Annotated in this window: 17 protein-coding genes; 7 read left to right on the forward strand and 10 right to left on the reverse strand. The window is 39.6% G+C overall.

Annotation, left to right across the window (positions count from 1 at the left end; all coding sequences use genetic code 11):
• Positions 1-209: 209 nt before the first annotated feature.
• Both ADG81_RS06505 and ruvB read right to left on the reverse strand, forming a co-directional pair.
• Positions 210-782 (reverse strand): nucleotidyltransferase family protein, encoded by a 573-nt coding sequence (locus ADG81_RS06505; RefSeq protein ID WP_049502636.1) that lies wholly within the window; start codon positions 780-782, stop codon positions 210-212.
• On the reverse strand, positions 763-1,761 hold the full coding sequence (ruvB, locus tag ADG81_RS06510) for a Holliday junction branch migration DNA helicase RuvB (protein ID WP_025169652.1): 999 nt from the start codon (positions 1,759-1,761) through the stop codon (positions 763-765). The genes ADG81_RS06505 and ruvB overlap by 20 nt, the downstream gene beginning before the upstream one ends.
• 122 nt (positions 1,762-1,883) lie before the next feature.
• Here ruvB and ADG81_RS06515 point away from each other — a divergent pair, with 122 nt between their 5' ends.
• Both ADG81_RS06515 and ADG81_RS10125 read left to right on the forward strand, forming a co-directional pair.
• Entirely contained in the window at positions 1,884-1,976 is a 93-nt protein-coding gene (locus ADG81_RS06515) for a type I toxin-antitoxin system Fst family toxin (protein WP_000969509.1), read from the forward strand.
• A 162-nt stretch (positions 1,977-2,138) separates the two neighbouring features.
• Positions 2,139-2,273 carry a hypothetical protein gene (locus ADG81_RS10125; protein WP_257960423.1) on the forward strand — a complete coding sequence of 45 codons (135 nt, stop codon included), beginning with the start codon at positions 2,139-2,141 and terminating at the stop codon, positions 2,271-2,273.
• A gap of 427 nt (positions 2,274-2,700) precedes the next feature.
• Here ADG81_RS10125 and ADG81_RS06520 read toward each other — a convergent pair whose 3' ends face one another.
• The 5 genes from ADG81_RS06520 to leuS all read right to left on the reverse strand — a co-directional run bounded on the left by ADG81_RS06520 (position 2,701) and on the right by leuS (position 8,461).
• Positions 2,701-3,117, reverse strand: coding sequence for a GNAT family N-acetyltransferase (locus tag ADG81_RS06520; RefSeq protein ID WP_020902700.1), 417 nt, complete (start codon positions 3,115-3,117; stop codon positions 2,701-2,703).
• An 11-nt stretch (positions 3,118-3,128) separates the two neighbouring features.
• On the reverse strand, positions 3,129-3,824 hold the full coding sequence (locus tag ADG81_RS06525) for a GNAT family N-acetyltransferase (RefSeq protein WP_049551256.1): 696 nt from the start codon (positions 3,822-3,824) through the stop codon (positions 3,129-3,131).
• Between the two features lie 298 nt (positions 3,825-4,122).
• Positions 4,123-5,355: an acyl-CoA thioesterase/BAAT N-terminal domain-containing protein gene (locus ADG81_RS06530; protein ID WP_049551257.1), complete on the reverse strand. Its 1,233-nt coding sequence runs from the start codon at positions 5,353-5,355 to the stop codon at positions 4,123-4,125.
• A 56-nt stretch (positions 5,356-5,411) separates the two neighbouring features.
• The gene (locus ADG81_RS06535) at positions 5,412-5,867 is read right to left on the reverse strand and encodes a MarR family winged helix-turn-helix transcriptional regulator (protein WP_049551258.1); all 456 of its coding nucleotides are present in this window, start codon (positions 5,865-5,867) and stop codon (positions 5,412-5,414) included.
• Positions 5,868-5,959: 92 nt separating this feature from the next.
• A complete protein-coding gene (gene leuS, locus ADG81_RS06540) occupies positions 5,960-8,461 on the reverse strand; it encodes a leucine--tRNA ligase (RefSeq protein WP_049551259.1) in 2,502 nt (833 codons plus the stop codon).
• 317 nt (positions 8,462-8,778) lie between these two features.
• Between leuS and ADG81_RS06545 the strand changes: the two genes are divergently transcribed.
• The 4 genes from ADG81_RS06545 to ADG81_RS06560 all read left to right on the forward strand — a co-directional run bounded on the left by ADG81_RS06545 (position 8,779) and on the right by ADG81_RS06560 (position 13,780).
• Positions 8,779-9,819: an ABC transporter substrate-binding protein gene (locus tag ADG81_RS06545; RefSeq protein WP_049551260.1), complete on the forward strand. Its 1,041-nt coding sequence runs from the start codon at positions 8,779-8,781 to the stop codon at positions 9,817-9,819.
• A gap of 162 nt (positions 9,820-9,981) precedes the next feature.
• A complete protein-coding gene (locus ADG81_RS06550; protein ID WP_000731166.1) occupies positions 9,982-11,028 on the forward strand; it encodes an ABC transporter substrate-binding protein in 1,047 nt (348 codons plus the stop codon).
• A gap of 12 nt (positions 11,029-11,040) precedes the next feature.
• Entirely contained in the window at positions 11,041-12,132 is a 1,092-nt protein-coding gene (locus ADG81_RS06555) for an ABC transporter ATP-binding protein (protein ID WP_033685580.1), read from the forward strand.
• Positions 12,122-13,780: an ABC transporter permease gene (locus ADG81_RS06560; RefSeq protein ID WP_049551261.1), complete on the forward strand. Its 1,659-nt coding sequence runs from the start codon at positions 12,122-12,124 to the stop codon at positions 13,778-13,780. Before ADG81_RS06555 ends, ADG81_RS06560 begins: the two co-directional genes overlap by 11 nt.
• A 102-nt stretch (positions 13,781-13,882) precedes the next feature.
• Here ADG81_RS06560 and ADG81_RS06565 read toward each other — a convergent pair whose 3' ends face one another.
• The 3 genes from ADG81_RS06565 to ADG81_RS06575 all read right to left on the reverse strand — a co-directional run bounded on the left by ADG81_RS06565 (position 13,883) and on the right by ADG81_RS06575 (position 16,433).
• Positions 13,883-14,575, reverse strand: a complete 693-nt coding sequence (locus tag ADG81_RS06565) for a histidine phosphatase family protein (RefSeq protein ID WP_049551262.1) — start codon at positions 14,573-14,575, stop codon at positions 13,883-13,885.
• A gap of 244 nt (positions 14,576-14,819) precedes the next feature.
• Positions 14,820-16,157, reverse strand: a complete 1,338-nt coding sequence (locus tag ADG81_RS06570; protein ID WP_049551263.1) for a PFL family protein — start codon at positions 16,155-16,157, stop codon at positions 14,820-14,822.
• 9 nt (positions 16,158-16,166) lie between these two features.
• A complete protein-coding gene (locus tag ADG81_RS06575; protein ID WP_000644124.1) occupies positions 16,167-16,433 on the reverse strand; it encodes an ACT domain-containing protein in 267 nt (88 codons plus the stop codon).
• Positions 16,434-16,655: 222 nt separating this feature from the next.
• Here ADG81_RS06575 and ADG81_RS06580 point away from each other — a divergent pair.
• On the forward strand, positions 16,656-17,864 hold a 1,209-nt coding region (locus ADG81_RS06580; RefSeq protein ID WP_049551264.1), incomplete at its 3' end, for an ISL3 family transposase.

Consider the following 17,864-nt stretch of genomic DNA (forward strand, 5'->3'; position numbering starts at 1 on the left):
AGTACAGCCTGCGGCTAGCTTCCTAGTTTGCTCTTTGATTTTCATTGAGTATTATTCTCAGGCACCAAGCCCATTTTTCAAAAAAATAAGCCGCCTGATTGGGCGACTCTATTTTTTATAGGGAGATTATTATGAAAAAGTTTTAGGAGTTTAAGTTAAGGTCTTCTTAACTTATGGACTTAGTATACACTTCCTAGCTTAAAGTTTCCTTAAGTATTTTTTAAAATCAAATTTTTCCATTTCTCCTGCCAATTTTTCTTGGATAGACGTGTTCGATAGAGAACCATTCGGTCTTGATTCTCTAAAAAATGAGGAGTTGGACGAACTTGAAAATTCAAAATATCCTCCAAACCGTATGGAGTAAAGAGTTCCAAAACGGATTTTTCATTCAAGCGCAGTCCAACAGCCGTACATCGTTCTGGATACTTACTCATAGCATCACAAGAGCTGCTATAGGGAGCAGTATGAGGGCTGTGCTGGTGCATATAGACCTGATTTTTCAATTCCCACTGATACTGAGGAAAATCCGCTCTCAACTTTTTCTCTAGGAACAAGGTTTCCTCATAAGAAATATCCGGATCAAAGAAAATCACATCTACATCTGTTTCAAGATCAAATGCTGGTCTCTCTGACAAGAGATTCCAGATAAAATTTCTGACAGAACCTGCTGCCAACCAAGAATCTTTCAGACCAAGGTTTCGGATGATAGTCAAAATAGCCATCATATCCGGATTTTCTCTGAAAGAGTCTAAAATTTCAGCCTTATTTTTCAATATATTCATACCCTAAATGCTCATATGCCTTAGCAGTCGCCACCCGTCCAGAACGTGTCCGCATGATAAAACCTTTTTGAATCAAGTAGGGCTCATACATGTCTTCCACCGTCTCGCGCTCCTCGGCAATATTGACAGAGAGAGTCCCTAATCCGACAGGGCCACCACCGTACATCTCAATCATGGTGCGAAGGATTTTTTGATCCACATAGTCCAAACCTTCATGGTCAACATCCAGCATAGTCAAAGCCTTATCAGTAATAAGATCATCGATAACCCCATTCCCCATTATCTGGGCAAAATCGCGCACGCGCTTGAGGAGACGATTGGCAATACGAGGGGTTCCACGACTACGCAAGGCCAGCTCAGAAGCTGCCTCATGAGTAATTTCCATCTCAAAAATATCTGCCGTCCGCTCAACAATTTCTGTCAAGTCAGCATGGGCATAGTATTCCATATGCCCCGTAATCCCAAAACGTGCCCGTAGAGGATTTGACAGCATACCAGCCCGAGTCGTCGCACCAATCAAGGTAAAAGGTGGTAACTCCAAATGAACACTACGACTACCCTCACCAGCCCCAATCATAATATCGATGTAAAAGTCCTCCATCGCACTATAAAGCACCTCTTCCACCGACATAGGCAAGCGGTGAATTTCATCAATAAAGAGGACATCCCCAGGCTCTAAGTCATTCAAAATCGCTACCAGATCACCAGCTTTTTCGATAACAGGACCCGACGTCTGCTTGAGATTAACTCCCAGTTCATTGGCAATAACAAAGGCCATGGTCGTCTTCCCCAAACCTGGAGGCCCGAAAAGGAGGACATGATCCAGCGCTTCATCCCGCATTTTAGCGGCTTCGATAAAGATTTGAAGCTGGTCCTTAACCTTATCCTGCCCGATATATTCACGTAAATACTGAGGACGGAGCGTGCGTTCTACTAGCTCCTCGTCCCCCATTATCTCATTATCTAAAATTCTACTCATGGCTCTATTATATCAAAAAACCAAGCCACAAACAAAAAAGCCACCCGATTGGGTGACTCCCGAGTTTGGCACTTTATTCTAAGTCACTGCTTCACCGCCTGCGAGAAGAGGTGAGATAGCCCATGATGGATACAATACTTAAAACTATCATCGGACCAATTGTGGTCGGTGTCGTTCTTCGATTAGTCGATAAATGGCTAAACAAGGACAAATAGTGTCAAAAAAGACCTCAAGCTTAATGTGGAAGTTAGCTTGAGGTCTTTTCTAGCCTATGATATAGACACAATACTTAATTCTCTTTCATTATCCCACAGTTCACACATTTCGTCAAAGATTTACATTCTCAGCTTCGCAAGCTTTAACCGCTGTACAACAATATGATGACTCACTCCTCGACAACCAAGAACATTATTACAGCAGTTCCAGTCCTTCAATTAACAGTCACTTACAATCAAATTGAGTTTGAAGTAGCTGAAGCGACAACAGACCTATTTATTAGTCATATTCGCTAAAAAAAGTCCCCGCCAATTCCCCGACCAAAATCCGAAAAATATCGGAAAATGATTTTTAGAATAGTCCCCAAAATCCTGAAATAGAGCCAAAAAACTCCACCTGATTGGGTGGAGTTAAGGGAGATTATTATGAAAAAGAAAAGTTTAGGATTTTATTAAATAAAGTTAGGAGGTCTTTATTTAATAACTATATGATACAAGACAAAGCTTAAAACTAGCTTAACTTTTCTCAAATTTTACTATTTTGCAAAAAAAATCTATCACCATCACCTATCCACGAAAAAAGCCACCTGATTGGGTGGCTTCATTAGGAGATTATGATGAAAAAAGTTTTAGGATTTCATTAAATAAAGTTAGGAGGTCTTTATTTAATGACTATATAATACTAGACCATCCTTAAATTTTGCTTAATAAAAAACAAATTTTATTATTTTTCTCGATTCATCCAAGTCATTCCTATACAATTATAGGTGGATAAGATTTCAAAGCCCATAGAACGATAGAAGCCCAAGGTTCTTTCTGTCTCTTCTGTCACCAGCTGAACTTGATAGACATCTTTGTAATCCTCTAAAACCTCTTTCATTAGGGCACTACCAATCCCTTGACGCTGATAGATAGGTAAAACGATTAAATCCTGAACCAGTACTGATGAGAATCCATCTCCAACCAAACGAATCAAGCCCACCACAGTATCATCATCAAGCGCCACATAAATCGCTAATGAATGAGATAAGGCCTGCTCCAGCATCTCTGATTGATCGGTATAATTTGTCCAACCGACAGCCTGATAGAGATGCAAAACATCCTCTAGCTTGACAAATTCTTGCTTTTTAATAGTGATCATGTCAACACCTCTTAAAACTCTCTCAAGCTCTTGTACTGCCGTCCATTTTTATCAAAATTTTCAGGAGCCAACCATGCTTCCAATCGAGCTTTGACTTGAGGCCAGTCCTTATCAATCATAGACAACCAATCCGTATCCCTAGTACGCCCCTTATAAACGACTGCCTGGCGGAAGGTTCCTTCATAAACAAATCCCAAACGCTCCGCAGCTCGTCTGGATGGCAGATTAAGAGAATCACATTTCCATTCGTAGCGACGATAGTTAAGCTCCTCAAAAACATAACGTGCCAAGAGATACTGAGCTTCTGTCCCTATTCGTGTTCCCCTGAGTTCTGGAGAAAAAGTGACCGCTCCCACTTCTATCACTCGATTATTCTGGTCAATGCGCATGAGAGAAAATGTTCCCAAAGCCTTACCAGTTTCCTTGTCTATAATTGCATAGTAAAAGCGATCCTTACGAGCCAACATCTGATTTAAAAGGCTAACCAGCTCCTCCATATCTGCCACTGGTTCCTGAAAGAGGTAAGTCCACATCTCCCGCGGAGTATCTGGACCATAAACAGCTAATAAATCATCCGCATGCTTTTCCACCGAAAGAGCCTCTACCCTAGCATAACGCCCTTCTAAGAAACCAATAGAAGGCAATTCGCCCGGTGTATAACCTTCCATTGACTCCCCAATCATCTGATCATATTCATTTACTGGCATAGCTTTCTCCTTATTCACTTATTGAATATAGTATAACATATCTCAATGAAAATTTTAGGAAACACTTGGTTTTCTATTCAATAATGCAAACTCCTCTTATAAAAATCATCCATCCACTTTATGGAGGAATAATCAAATATGGGAACGAGTGAGTTAATGTCCCTTATGCTTCTCTCTACGTTTTTACTGTTTGAGTTCAAATCTCTCTTGTTTGAACAATTGCTTTTTTAGACTGGACTACCAACCAGAACTGTGTTTTTATCTTAGTTGGGACTATTATAGTACGGTTCAGCACTATCTACAAATTTTTCAGATGTGTATCAAAATAATTTATCGTGGCAAACCATGAGTCTACACTTTCTTTCATTAATAAGCGCCAATCTTTTCGATAACGATGATTCGGTTGATAAGCAATCGTCAACATATGCCCTGTTTCATGATATTTTTTAAACAAAATGGATTCCCCTTTATATTGTGAAATAATATCATCTATCGCGGATGATGCATTCCATATTTCATCAACATCACTTCCTAGTAATAATAAAGGAGAGGCAATTTTACTCACATCAATCTGAGCCCTACTATCTTCAGGAATGTGTTTTCCAAAAAACTTGTTTAACAAATAATTTCCTAACTGAAATTTTTGATACGGAAGTTCTTTTTGCAAATATGTCCAAGAAGATGAATGAGAGTTTAGTTTTCCCTTTATTCCCTCAAATATTACATTTGAGGGGGAATTGAGTACCAAACATTGCACATCTTCCAAAATACTTTGTCCAGCCAGAACAAGCTCTGCTCCTTTAGAGCGACCATATATTCCTATTTTTGTATTATCAACTTGAGGATGATGGTATAGAAAATCTTTCGCCTCTTCCAGACATTCTATCGGAATTCGTTCTAAATTTTGAGATAATCCCTCTAAACCAAAATAAGCTATTGCAAGACAAATATAGCCTCTTGAAGATAAAAGTTGGGCAATATTCTGAGCTTTTTCAATTCTTCCCTCACTACCGCTAACAATAATCACGGCTGGCGCCCTTCTTAACTTTTCATCATAGAATAATCGACCTTGAAAATGCTTGTCATAGATATCTTGATATCTTACTCCTAGATTCATATAACGCCTTACGAAACTTTGCTCCGCGACCACATCTTTCCCCAGCTTGATTTTAATTTCAACACCAAAACAATCTCGTAATGGAATTCTATCAAGAGAACTCGGTAATCTCCTTTTCCTATTCTTCAACGGTTTCGCATTAAAGAATAATCCCATTTCTGAAACCCCTTTATAAGATCCCGAAATAGATGCTGTCTGAGAGGTATCAATCATACCGTCCTGATCAGATAAAAAAATTGCGGTTGATTTCCATATAACATCATGATCTAAAAGCAAGGGAGCATTTATACAGTAATAATCAGACAGGTACATTTCTACACAATACATTGCCCTTGGTTCTAAACCATTGATAGCAATATAAAAAGATTCATCTGCTAAATCTGTTTGTGAAATCAGTTCTATGTTTACAGTCATATCTTCTCCTTTTTGTTAACTCGCTTAACAATTATATTTGAAATTTACCGTGACTTTTACCACGGTAATTCTCCCCACACCTTTTCAATATCATCCATCAATTTCACAACTGTTTTAAGTTCCACCTCACTATAGTTGTTTAAAACTGAAAAGATTGATTTTTCAATATATGCTTGTTGCTCCTTATGGATTTTAAAAATTTCGATGCCTTTTTCAGATAATCTCAAATATTTATTTTTCCCATTATTCGGGTCAAAATCAAAAACAACTAAATTTTTTTGAATCAATCTCCTAACACTTTGAGTTATTGCACTTCTTGAAACTTCTAATAATTCAGATAATTTTACTAGATTTAAGGGCTGATTTTTCCCAATCGCAACAATCAAATGTACCTCATTCAACGTAACGGATTTGTCAACACCACTTTTATGTTGATTTTTTTTTAACTGATCAAACGCTAAAATAAATCTATTGAAACGATTATTAAATGCAATAAATTCTTTTTTATCCATAATCTTTCTTTCCTTTGTTAATCATATTAACAAAACAGAAACTTCCTGTCAAATAAAAAATCCTCCAGATTCTACTCTGAAGGATTCATTTCTTATTTCACAACAATGTTAACCAATTTATTCGGTACCGCAATTACTTTCACGATGTCCTTACCGTCAATTTCTGCTTTGACTTTTTCATCCGCTAGAGCAATTTCTTGCAATTCTTCTCGTGATAGGTCTTTAGCGACCATGAGTTTGGCACGGACTTTACCTTTGATTTGGACGACAATTTCGATTTCGTCTTCAACCAATTTGCTTTCGTCCCAAGTTGGCCAAGCCACATAAGAGATTGACTCACCTGTTGCTGCAACTGTTTGCCAGAGCTCTTCTGCCAAGTGAGGCGCAAATGGTGCAATCAATTGGATAAAGCCTTTGGCGTAGTCTGCATAAAGCTTGTCTTCCTTGTTAGCTGCATTGACAAAGACCATAAGTTGGGCAATGGCTGTGTTGAATTTGAGGGATTCGATTTGTTCTGTGACAGCTTTAACAGTTTCGTTGTAAACTTTGTCAAGAGCGCCATTGTTTTCCGCAGCTATTTCTTTACTTGTAATCAAGCGGTAAACACGGTCAAGGAACTTACGGCTTCCTTCCAGACCTTCTTCTGACCAAGCAATCGAAGCATCAAGTGGTCCCATAAACATTTCATAAACACGAAGGGTATCGGCACCGTATTGTTCCACCACATCGTCAGGGTTAACCACGTTCTTGAGCGATTTAGACATCTTAGCTGGCGCTTGCTCTAACTCTTCACCTGTTTCTACATGGAAGAAGGAACCGTCACGTTTTTCAACCTTGTCAGTCGCCACAAGAGCCCCACGGTGGTCACGGTAGCTGGTTCCCAAAATCATCCCTTGGTTAAAGAGTTTTTGGAATGGTTCCTTAGTTGGAACAACACCGAGGTCATAGAGGAATTTGTGCCAGAAACGAGCATAAAGCAAGTGAAGAACGGCATGCTCTGCACCACCCACGTAGATATCTACTGGCAACCATTGTTTGAGGAGCTCCTCATCGGCCAATTTCTCAGTATTGTGCGGGTCAATATAGCGGAGGTAGTACCAGCTTGAACCTGCCCATTGTGGCATTGTGTTGGTCTCGCGACGACCCTTAACGCCATCTTCACGAGTCACTTCAAGCCAGTCTGTCAAGTTAGCTAGCGGACTTTCTCCAGTACCTGAAGGACGGATGTCCTTGGTTACAGGCAAGACAAGTGGCAATTCATTTTCAGGAACAGCTGTTGAAGTTCCATCTTCCCAATGAATAATAGGAATTGGCTCACCCCAATAACGTTGGCGGCTAAAGAGCCAGTCGCGGAGACGGTAAGTAACCTTCTCTTGTCCACAGCCTTTTTCTTCCAACCAAGCCACAATCTTAGCAATAGCGTCTTCTTTGTTCAATCCATCTAGGAAGTCTGAATTGACATGAGGTCCATCTTCTGTGTAGGCAGCTTCTGCTACGTTTCCACCTTCAAGTACTTCTACGATTGGAAGGTCAAATTGGTTGGCAAATTCCCAGTCACGCTGGTCATGGGCAGGAACAGCCATGACAGCACCTGTTCCATAACTAGCAAGAACATAGTCCGCAATCCAGATTGGAATTTCCTTGCCATTAACAGGGTTAATAGCATAAGCACCAGTCCAAACTCCTGTTTTTTCCTTAGCAAGGTCGGTACGAGCCAAGTCAGACTTGAGACTAGCTTGATGTTTGTAGTCTGCTACAGCCTCTGCTTGCTCTGGGCTTGTGATGGCGTCAACCAAGTCATGCTCAGGAGCCAAGACAGTGAAAGTAGCACCGAAAAGGGTGTCAGGACGAGTCGTAAAGACTGTGAATTCCTTGTCTGTTCCCTTAACTTTGAAGGTTACATTGGCACCAGTTGATTTACCAATCCAGTTGCGTTGCATGTCCTTGATAGACTCTGGCCAATCCAACTCATCCAAGTCATTAAGCAAGCGTTCTGCATAGGCTGTAATTTTAAGCATCCATTGACGCATTGGTTTGCGGACAACAGGATAGCCACCACGCTCAGAAGTTCCATCAGGAAGAACCTCTTCGTTGGCGATGGCAGTTCCCAATTCTTCAACCCAGTTTACTGGCACTTCCGCTTCATAGGCCAAGCCCTTTTCGTAAAGCTTAGTGAAAATCCACTGAGTCCACTTGTAGTAGTTTGGATCTGTTGTGTTAACTTCACGGTCCCAGTCATAAGAAAATCCAAGCGCATTGATTTGACGTTTGAAGTTGGCAATGTTTTCCGCTGTAAATTCTGCTGGGTCATTCCCCGTATCCATAGCGTATTGCTCTGCGGGCAACCCAAAGGCATCCCATCCCATTGGGTGAAGGACATTGTAGCCTTGCGCACGTTTGTAACGGCTGAGGATATCAGTTGCTGTGTAGCCTTCTGGGTGTCCTACGTGCAGACCCGCTCCAGACGGATAAGGGAACATATCAAGAGCATAAAACTTCGGTTTTGATGCATCTGTTCCTGTCTTAAATGTATGATGTTCTGCCCAGTAGCCCTGCCACTTAGGCTCAATTTCTTTATGATTGTAAAAACTCATGGTCTCTCTCCAATTTTGTGATGTTACTATTATACCATTTTTGAGGGAATTTGAAAGACGAGAAATGTTCTTTTGGACTTGGATGGCAAGAAAGACCGAATCGCAAATCCAGCTTATGTAGCAGTATAAAAATTAGCCCTCATTTGGAGCTAACTTCTATCAATTATTTGTTTCTTGTATTTTCTTCCCCTAGCGTCTTTAACTCATATTTCCCGTTTTAGATTTCTTTAAGGTTTTTATTATATCCTGTAGAACTCTACAATTTGAAAACATTAATAATCTAGGTAGAGAAAATGTTCGTAAAAAAGGAGATACTTATGAAAAAAATACTATTCTTTCTCTCTTGTGGCTGGATATTCCTTTCTTTATCAGGATGTTCTTCACCTATAGAAGCGGAAACTAGCACTGAAAAAGATTCAGATAGCACTTTGGTTGTCTACTCGCCTAACCCTGAAGACCTTATCGAAGAAACAGTCCCAGCCTTCGAAGAAAAATATGGTATTAAGGTTGATTTAGTACAAGCCAGCACTGGTGAATTGTTCAAAAAAGCTGAGGCCGAAAAAGAATCCCCTGTAGCTGATGTCATTTTCGGAGGCTCCTACGCCCTCTTCTCTTCTAACGAAAATCTTTTTGAACCTTATATTTCCCAAGAAAATGACCAGATAATCCCTGAATATCAAAATAAAACAGGATTCTACACGCCTTATACACTTGATGTCAGTGTCATCATTGCCAATTCAGCCCTTACAAAAGATATTAAAATTGAAGGCTACAATGATCTGCTCAATCCTAAATTAAAAGGAAAAATTGCTACTGCTGATCCAAGTAACGCATCTAGCGCCTTTGCACAATTAACAAACATGCTTGTCGATCAAGGTGGATACGAAAATGAACAAGCTTGGACCTATGTGAAAAATCTATTTACCCTAGTAGATGGAAAGATTGCATCTAGCTCTTCAAATGTTTACAAAGCTGTCGCCGATGGAGAAATGGCTGTAGGGCTCACCTATGAAGATCCTGCCTTAAAACTTTTAAACGACGGAGTTGATGTAAAAGTCATTTATCCAAAAGAAGGAACCGTCTTTTTACCTGGTAACGCGGCTATCGTCAAAAACGCCAAACATATGGAAAACGCTAAGAAATTTATCGATTTCCTCCTTTCTCAAGAAATTCAAGATAAGCTAGGAACTGAAACAACAATCAGACCCATTCGTAAAAATGCTAGAACCAATAAAAATATGAAAGCTATGACAGAAATCAATATTGCCACTGAAGATTCCGATTATGTCATTAAAAATAAATCTACTATTCTTAAAAAGTACAATGATATTTTTACAGATATCCAATCTAAAAAATAAAATTTGACTTACCAGTGATTAACTGTCAAACCCTGCTATAAAATCAAAAAGATTACTTCCGTTTTTGTAGAGAATTTTACTCTAATAGAATAGAATTATCGGTTTTAAAAACGCTTACATTGTTTTAAAATAAACTTAAATAACACAACGGAGGTATCCATCATGAAAAAGAAATGGATGTATTATGCTGCTTGCGGACTAGCTCTTTTTGGTCTTGCTGCTTGTTCTTCTAATGAATCTGCCGATGGCGGTTCATCTGATAAAGGAGACGGCGGTTCGCTAGTCGTTTATTCACCAAACTCAGAGGGCTTAATCGGAGCAACTATTCCTGCCTTTGAAGAAAAATATGGTATCAAAGTAGAACTGATTCAAGCTGGTACTGGAGAACTTTTCAAAAAACTAGAGTCAGAAAAAGAAGCTCCTGTAGCCGATGTCATCTTTGGTGGTTCTTATACACAATATGCTACCCACGGAGAACTCTTTGAAAACTATACTTCAAAAGAAAATGATAATGTTATCAAAGAATATCAAAACACAACTGGATACTCTACTCCTTATACACTAGATGGTAGTGTTTTAATCGTCAATCCTGATTTAACAAAAGGCATGAACATCGAAGGATATAGCGACCTTCTCAAACCTGAACTAAAAGGAAAAATCGCAACTGCTGACCCAGCAAACTCTTCTAGCGCCTTTGCTCAATTAACAAATATGCTACAAGCTCAAGGTGGTTACAAAGACGATAAAGCTTGGTCTTATGTAAAAGATCTCTTCACACTTATTGATGGGAAAATCGGTTCAAGCTCATCTGGTGTCTATAAAGCAGTCGCTGACGGAGAAATGGCTGTTGGTCTCTCTTATGAAGATCCAGCAGTTAAACTCTTAAATGACGGAGCTAACATTAAGGTAGTCTATCCAAAAGAAGGAACCGTCTTCCTACCTGCTAGTGCTGCTATCGTTAAAAAAGCGAAAAATATGGAAAATGCCAAGAAATTTATCGATTTTATTATCTCTCAAGAAGTACAAGATACACTTGGTACAACCACTACTAACCGTCCTGTTCGTAAAAATGCTAAAACAAGCGAAAATATGAAACCAATTGACAAAATCAAAACACTCACTGAAGATTATGATTATGTCATCAAGAATAAATCAGATATCGTTAAAAAATACAACGAAGTCTTTACAGATATCCAATCTAAACAGTAAAAGAGGTTCACTATGAGTGAGATCAAAATTATTAACGCCAAAAAAATCTACCACGATGTTCCTGTTATTGAGAATTTGAACATTACAATTCCAAAAGGAAGTCTCTTTACCCTTCTTGGACCTTCAGGGTGTGGGAAAACGACCCTTCTTCGTATGATTGCAGGTTTCAACAGTATCGAAGGCGGAGAATTTTACTTCGATGATACAAAAATCAATAATATGGAACCCAGCAAACGCAATATCGGGATGGTTTTCCAAAACTACGCTATTTTCCCACATTTGACTGTCCGAGACAATGTTGCTTTTGGTCTTAAGCAAAAGAAGGTTCCAAAAGAGGAATTAGTCCAACAAACCAATAAGTATCTTGAACTCATGCAAATTGCTCAATATGCGGATCGGAAGCCCGATAAACTCAGTGGTGGACAACAACAACGTGTCGCCTTGGCACGTGCCTTAGCTGTTAATCCAAGTGTTCTCCTCATGGACGAGCCACTTAGTAACCTAGATGCCAAACTTCGCTTGGATATGCGTCAAGCCATTCGAGAAATCCAACACGAAGTGGGAATTACAACCGTTTATGTGACCCACGACCAAGAAGAAGCTATGGCTATTTCAGACCAAATTGCTGTTATGAAAGACGGAGTCATCCAACAAATCGGTCGGCCAAAAGAACTCTATCATAAACCAGCTAATGAGTTTGTAGCAACCTTTATCGGACGCACAAATATTATCCCTGCCAATCTTGAAAAACGGAGCGACGGCGCTTATATCGTCTTTTCAGATGGCTATGCCCTTCGAATGCCAGCTCTTGATCAGGCTGAGGAGCAAGCCATTCATGTAAGCATTCGTCCTGAAGAATTTATCAAAGATGAATCTGGAGATATTGAAGGAACTATTAGCGATAGCGTCTATCTTGGACTAAATACGGAGTATTTCATTGAAACAGGCTTTGCCTCAAAAATTCAGGTTAGCGAAGAATCAACTTTTGAAGAAGATCTACAAAAAGGCGATCGTATTCGTCTACGAATCAATACTCAAAAATTAAACGTCTTTTCTGCAGATGGTTCCCAAAACCTGATAAAAGGAGTCAACCATGGAACGTAAAAAACTAAATATTTGGACAGCCTCCTCTTTCTTCATCTTTCTTACCTATCTTGTCTTTCTCGTTTATCCTATCGTTACCGTGCTCAAGCAAGCACTCATACATGAAGGACAATTCTCACTAGCTAATTTTGTCACTTTCTTTAGTAAAGCCTACTACTCTGAGACACTTGTCAACAGTTTCAAGGTTTCTATTACCGCTACTGTCACTTCCTTAGTTGTAGGAACCCTATTAGCTTATCTTTTTTCCATGTATGACTTCAAGGGAAAGAAATTTCTACAAATATTGATTATCATTGCTTCCATGTCAGCTCCTTTCGTGGGAGCCTACTCCTGGATTCTCTTGCTGGGACGAAATGGGGTCATCACAAAATTCATGACAAATACTCTTCATCTTCCAGCTATTGATATTTATGGATTCAAAGGAATTGTACTTGTCTTTACACTGCAACTATTTCCACTGGTATTTCTATACGTTGCTGGGACAATGAAAAGTATTGACAATTCTCTACTTGAAGCAGCTGAAAGTATGGGGTCCTTCGGATTTAAGCGTATCGTAACGGTTGTTTTACCTCTCCTAGTTCCAACCTTACTAGCTGCTGCCCTACTTGTATTTATGAGAGCATTCTCAGACTTTGGAACGCCTATGTTGATTGGTGAAGGATATCGGACTTTCCCTGTTCTGATTTATACCCAATTTATTAGCGAGGTTGGAGGAAATTCTGCTTTTGCATCTGCTTTAGCAATTATGGCGATTATCATTGCCTTGGCAATTTTCCTTTTCCAAAAATACATCTCAAACCGCTACAGTTTCAGCATGAATTCGCTCCATCCAATTGAGCCTAAAAAAACTACAAAAGGAAAAATGGTTGCCATTTATGCAACAGTCTACGGAATTATCTTGTTCTCTGTTCTACCTCAAGTCTACTTGATTTATACTTCTTTCCTAAAAACATCAGGTATGGTATTTGTCAAAGGCTATTCTCTAAACAGTTACAAGGTAGCTTTCAATCGTATGGGATCTGCTATTTTCAATACCATTCGTATCCCTTTGATTGCCTTAGTTCTAGTTGTCCTATTTGCAACATTTATCTCCTACCTAGCCGTTAGAAAACGGAATTTGTTTACAAACTTAATTGACAGCCTCAGTATGGTACCTTATATTGTACCAGGAACCGTTCTAGGGATTGCCTTCATTTCTTCCTTCAATACTGGTCTATTTGGAAGTGGATTTCTTATGATTACAGGGACAGCTTTCATCTTGATTATGTCCCTATCTGTCAGAAGATTGCCTTATACTATTCGCTCATCTGTTGCTAGCTTGCAACAAATAGCCCCAAGTATTGAAGAAGCTGCTGAAAGCTTAGGAAGTAGCCGTCTCAATACCTTTGCCAAGATTACAACTCCAATGATGCTATCTGGTATTATTTCTGGAGCTATCCTATCTTGGGTCACAATGATTTCAGAACTCTCTACTTCTATCCTCCTCTACAATGTCAAAACAAGAACAATGACTGTAGCTATTTATACAGAGGTTCTCAGAGGGAATTACGGTGTAGCCGCAGCCTTGTCAACTATCCTGACTGTTCTAACAGTAGGTTCCTTGCTCTTGTTTATGAAAATCTCTAAAAGCAATAGCATTACACTTTAGTTTTCCCCATCAAAAACAGCCGAAAGGATTACCCTCGGCTGTTTTTTCTTATCTTGATATTCCTATCAAATCCCTATTTCATAGCAAGCAAGTCTAGACTGATTAAATAGAGGCTTCTTCTATCTTCTCACGTCCTAGTTCTCGGTAACTACGATCGCCGACAACTTCAACGCTAAACTGCCCGTCCTCATATTCAAGGATCGTCACGCTACCATTATCGAGACCATGCGGATGCATGCCATTAATCAGATAAACAATGGTTCCGATGGTCATTCCGTGGCTGACAACAAGAGCGTTGCCTCCACCCTGCTCTTCCATTTCTTTAGCAATCGCTTCAAAACCTTCCTTGATTCGGCCACTGAGTTTTTCCCAGCCTTCAGCCCAACCAGCTGTATCAACCTCTACCAAGCCCTCAGCCAGTTCAGCATAAGACAATTGGTGAACATGATCCACATTAAAGATACGAGGAATAATGCCCATGAAAAGATCACCATCATAAGCTCCGTCAAAGCTACCAAAACACCATTCTCTGATACGTTTGTCCATGCGATAAGGGATTTTCCCCTGCAAACCAAGTTCTTCAAGAATAATTCCCATTGTCTGAATGGTGCGGCCAGAATCACTGGAATAAGCGCGATCAAACTGTAGACCAGATTCTCGCAAACCGATTCCTAATTCTTGAATCCCTCGCTCACCTTCAGCCGTTAAAGGAGTATCGCTCCAACCTTGCGCGCGACCAATCGTGTTAAACATAGTCTTGCCATGACGTACCAAATAAAATCGTACTTTTACCATTTTCCGTCCTCCGTTTGCTTCTATTATATCATGGATGATAAAACAAAAGCCACCCAGACAGGTGACTTTTGCAGGAGATTATTATGAAAAAGTTTAGGAGTTCTATTAAATAAAGATATTAGATGAAAATCAAATTCAAACTAAATCAGTGTTATCTGTTTCAAATAATATTAGGAGGTCTTTATTTAATGATTATAGTATACACATCCAACCTTAAATAGAACTTAAAATTTCTCCTATTTTCTTAATTTTTAAAACTATGAATTGGTGCTGGGATTTGTCCCCCACGAGAAATGAAATCGACAGACGAAGCCCCATTGACTTTCATAACAGGTGCAGTTCCTAATAGGCCACCAAACTCAATCATATCTCCTTCTTTTCCTTTTGGAATGATACGAACAGCCGTTGTTTTCATGTTAATAACACCAATTGCAGCTTCATCTGCAATCATAGCCGCAATGGTTTCAGCAGGTGTATCCTCCGGAATAGCAATCATATCCAAACCAACAGAACAGATAGCCGTCATGGCCTCTAGTTTTTCTAAATTAAGAGAACCATTTTGCACTGCAGCAATCATTCCTTCATCCTCTGAAACAGGGATAAAGGCACCGGACAAACCACCGACTTGGTTACAGGCCATAACTCCACCCTTCTTAACTTGGTCGTTCAAGAGAGCTAAAGCAGCCGTCGTTCCATGCGTACCAACTGTTTCTAGCCCCATTTCCTCAAGGACACGTGCTACAGAATCTCCAACCGCAGGAGTTGGCGCCAAACTCAAGTCCACAATACCAAACTCCACACCCAGTCTTTCACTGGCCATCTGACCAACCAATTGACCGATACGAGTGATTTTAAAGGCAGTTTTCTTAACTGTTTCGGCTACTACATCAAAGCTCTGTCCACGAACTTTTTCCAAGGCACGTTTCACCACACCAGGACCGGAAACTCCGACATTGATGATAACATCTGCCTCCCCAACACCATGGAAGGCACCCGCCATAAATGGATTGTCCTCAACAGCATTAGCGAATACAACCAACTTGGCCGCCCCCATATCTGATAGATTAGCCGTTTCCTTGATAACTCGTCCCATATCTGCGACAGCCGTCATATTGATACCAGACTTGGTTGAGCCGATATTGACTGACGAGCAGACCTTGTCCGTTTCAGCCAAAGCACGAGGAATAGAATTGATGAGAATCTCATCTCCCTTTTGGTACCCCTTTTGTACCAAGGCAGAGAAGCCACCGATAAAATCCACACCGATTTCTTTCGCAGCCTTATCAAGCGCTTTTGCCAGAACAACGTAGTCCGTCGCATCTGTCGCTGCCCCAATCAAAGAGATAGGAGTCACCGATACACGCTTATTAACGATTGGAATCCCCAACTCAGCCGCAATTTCATCGCCAACAGCCACTAAATTAGCTGCCTTGGTCGTAATCTTTTGATAAATTTTCTCCGCAGCACGATTGATATCTGGATTGATACAGTCCAAAAGGGAAATCCCCATGGTAATAGTTCTGATATCGAAGTTTTGCTCCTCAATCATGGCGATGGTCTCAGTAACTTGTCTAATATCCATGATAACCTCCTAGATATTATACATAGCTTCGAAAATCGCTGCACTCTGAATATTGATTTTCACATTCAAAGTTTGCCCAAAAGCTTCAAATTCATTACGAAGATAAGTGAAATCTTGTTTTTCATCACTAGAGACGACAGCCATCATCGTGAAATATTCATCCAAGACAGTTTGAGAGATATCATCAATATTCAAACCCAATTCTGCAATTTTACCAGAAACACCTGCAACAATTCCAGATTTATCTTTACCAACAACAGTTATAATCGCTTTCATAAGCAAACTCCAATTCTTCTTTTAATAGGAAACCTGAACATTAAACAGGATTCTTTTCAAATAGTATAGCATAATTCTAACTAAAATACTCAAAAACGGGCTCTATAATATTTGTAGTGGGTAAATCCCCTATAGATATTATGGAGCCTATTTTTGTGTAGAAAAAAAGTCCCATATGACCTATAATGAAAAGCGACGAAACAACTCATTAGAAAGAATCATATGGAACAATTACATTTTATCACAAAACTACTCGATATCAAAGACCCTAATATCCAATTTATGGATATCATCAATAGGGATACTCACAAAGAAATCATCGCTAAACTAGATTATGAGGCACCATCTTGCCCTGATTGCGGAAGTCAAATGAAGAAATATGACTTTCAAAAACCGTCGAAAATTCCTTACCTTGAAACAACTGGTATGCCTACTAGAATCCTCCTTAAAAAGCGTCGATTCAAGTGCTATCATTGCTCGAAAATGATGGTTTCTGAGACTTCTATCGTCAAGAAGAATCATCAAATTCCCCGTATTATCAACCAAAAAATTGCGCAAAAATTGATTGAAAAAACTTCTATGACCGATATTGCCCATCAGCTTTCCATTTCAACTTCAACTGTCATTCGAAAGATCAATGATTTCAACTTTAAGCATGATTTTTCTCGTCTTCCAAAGATTATGTCCTGGGACGAGTATGCCTTCACTAAAGGAAAGATGAGTTTCATTGCACAAGACTTTGATAATCTCAATATCATCACCGTTCTTGAAGGAAGAACACAGGCTATCATCCGAAATCATTTTCTTCGATACGATAGAGCTGTCCGTTGTCAGGTGAAAATCATTACGATGGATATGTTTAGTCCTTATTATGACTTGGCTAAACAGCTTTTTCCTAACGCTAAAATCGTTCTCGACCGCTTTCACATTGTCCAACATCTCAGCCGTGCTATGAGTCGTGTGCGTGTCCAAATTATGAATCAGTTTGAGCGAAAATCCCATGAATACAAGGCTATCAAGCGTTACTGGAAACTCATTCAACAAGATAGTCGTAAACTCAGTGATAAGCGATTTTATCGCCCTACTTTTCGTATGCACTTAACAAATAAAGAAATTCTAGACAAGCTTTTGAGCTATTCAGAAGAGTTGAAACACCACTACAATCTCTATCAACTCTTGCTTTTTCACTTTCAGAACAAGGAACCTGACAAATTCTTCGGACTTATTGAGGACAATCTAAAGCAGGTTCATCCTCTTTTTCAGACTGTCTTTAAAACCTTCCTCAAGGATAACGAAAAGATTGTCAACGCCCTTCAACTACCCTATTCCAACGCCAAATTGGAAGCAACCAATAATCTCATCAAACTTATCAAGCGAAATGCCTTTGGTTTTCGGAACTTTGAAAACTTCAAAAAACGGATTTTTATCGCT

This window comes from Streptococcus pseudopneumoniae (genome assembly GCF_001070815.1).
GTDB lineage: Bacteria > Bacillota > Bacilli > Lactobacillales > Streptococcaceae > Streptococcus > Streptococcus pseudopneumoniae_P.

Excerpts from the sequence above, each read along its gene's own strand:
- ADG81_RS06505 (WP_049502636.1), bottom strand. The coding sequence starts at position 782 with ATGAATATATTGAAAAATAAGGCTGAAATTTTAGACTCTTTCAGAGAA.
- ruvB (WP_025169652.1), bottom strand. The coding sequence starts at position 1,761 with ATGAGTAGAATTTTAGATAATGAGATAATGGGGGACGAGGAGCTAGTA.
- ADG81_RS06515 (WP_000969509.1), top strand. The coding sequence starts at position 1,884 with ATGATGGATACAATACTTAAAACTATCATCGGACCAATTGTGGTCGGT.
- ADG81_RS10125 (WP_257960423.1), top strand. The coding sequence starts at position 2,139 with ATGATGACTCACTCCTCGACAACCAAGAACATTATTACAGCAGTTCCA.
- ADG81_RS06520 (WP_020902700.1), bottom strand. The coding sequence starts at position 3,117 with ATGATCACTATTAAAAAGCAAGAATTTGTCAAGCTAGAGGATGTTTTG.
- ADG81_RS06525 (WP_049551256.1), bottom strand. The coding sequence starts at position 3,824 with ATGCCAGTAAATGAATATGATCAGATGATTGGGGAGTCAATGGAAGGT.
- ADG81_RS06530 (WP_049551257.1), bottom strand. The coding sequence starts at position 5,355 with ATGACTGTAAACATAGAACTGATTTCACAAACAGATTTAGCAGATGAA.
- ADG81_RS06535 (WP_049551258.1), bottom strand. The coding sequence starts at position 5,867 with ATGGATAAAAAAGAATTTATTGCATTTAATAATCGTTTCAATAGATTT.
- leuS (WP_049551259.1), bottom strand. The coding sequence starts at position 8,461 with ATGAGTTTTTACAATCATAAAGAAATTGAGCCTAAGTGGCAGGGCTAC.
- ADG81_RS06545 (WP_049551260.1), top strand. The coding sequence starts at position 8,779 with ATGAAAAAAATACTATTCTTTCTCTCTTGTGGCTGGATATTCCTTTCT.
- ADG81_RS06550 (WP_000731166.1), top strand. The coding sequence starts at position 9,982 with ATGAAAAAGAAATGGATGTATTATGCTGCTTGCGGACTAGCTCTTTTT.
- ADG81_RS06555 (WP_033685580.1), top strand. The coding sequence starts at position 11,041 with ATGAGTGAGATCAAAATTATTAACGCCAAAAAAATCTACCACGATGTT.
- ADG81_RS06560 (WP_049551261.1), top strand. The coding sequence starts at position 12,122 with ATGGAACGTAAAAAACTAAATATTTGGACAGCCTCCTCTTTCTTCATC.
- ADG81_RS06565 (WP_049551262.1), bottom strand. The coding sequence starts at position 14,575 with ATGGTAAAAGTACGATTTTATTTGGTACGTCATGGCAAGACTATGTTT.
- ADG81_RS06570 (WP_049551263.1), bottom strand. The coding sequence starts at position 16,157 with ATGGATATTAGACAAGTTACTGAGACCATCGCCATGATTGAGGAGCAA.
- ADG81_RS06575 (WP_000644124.1), bottom strand. The coding sequence starts at position 16,433 with ATGAAAGCGATTATAACTGTTGTTGGTAAAGATAAATCTGGAATTGTT.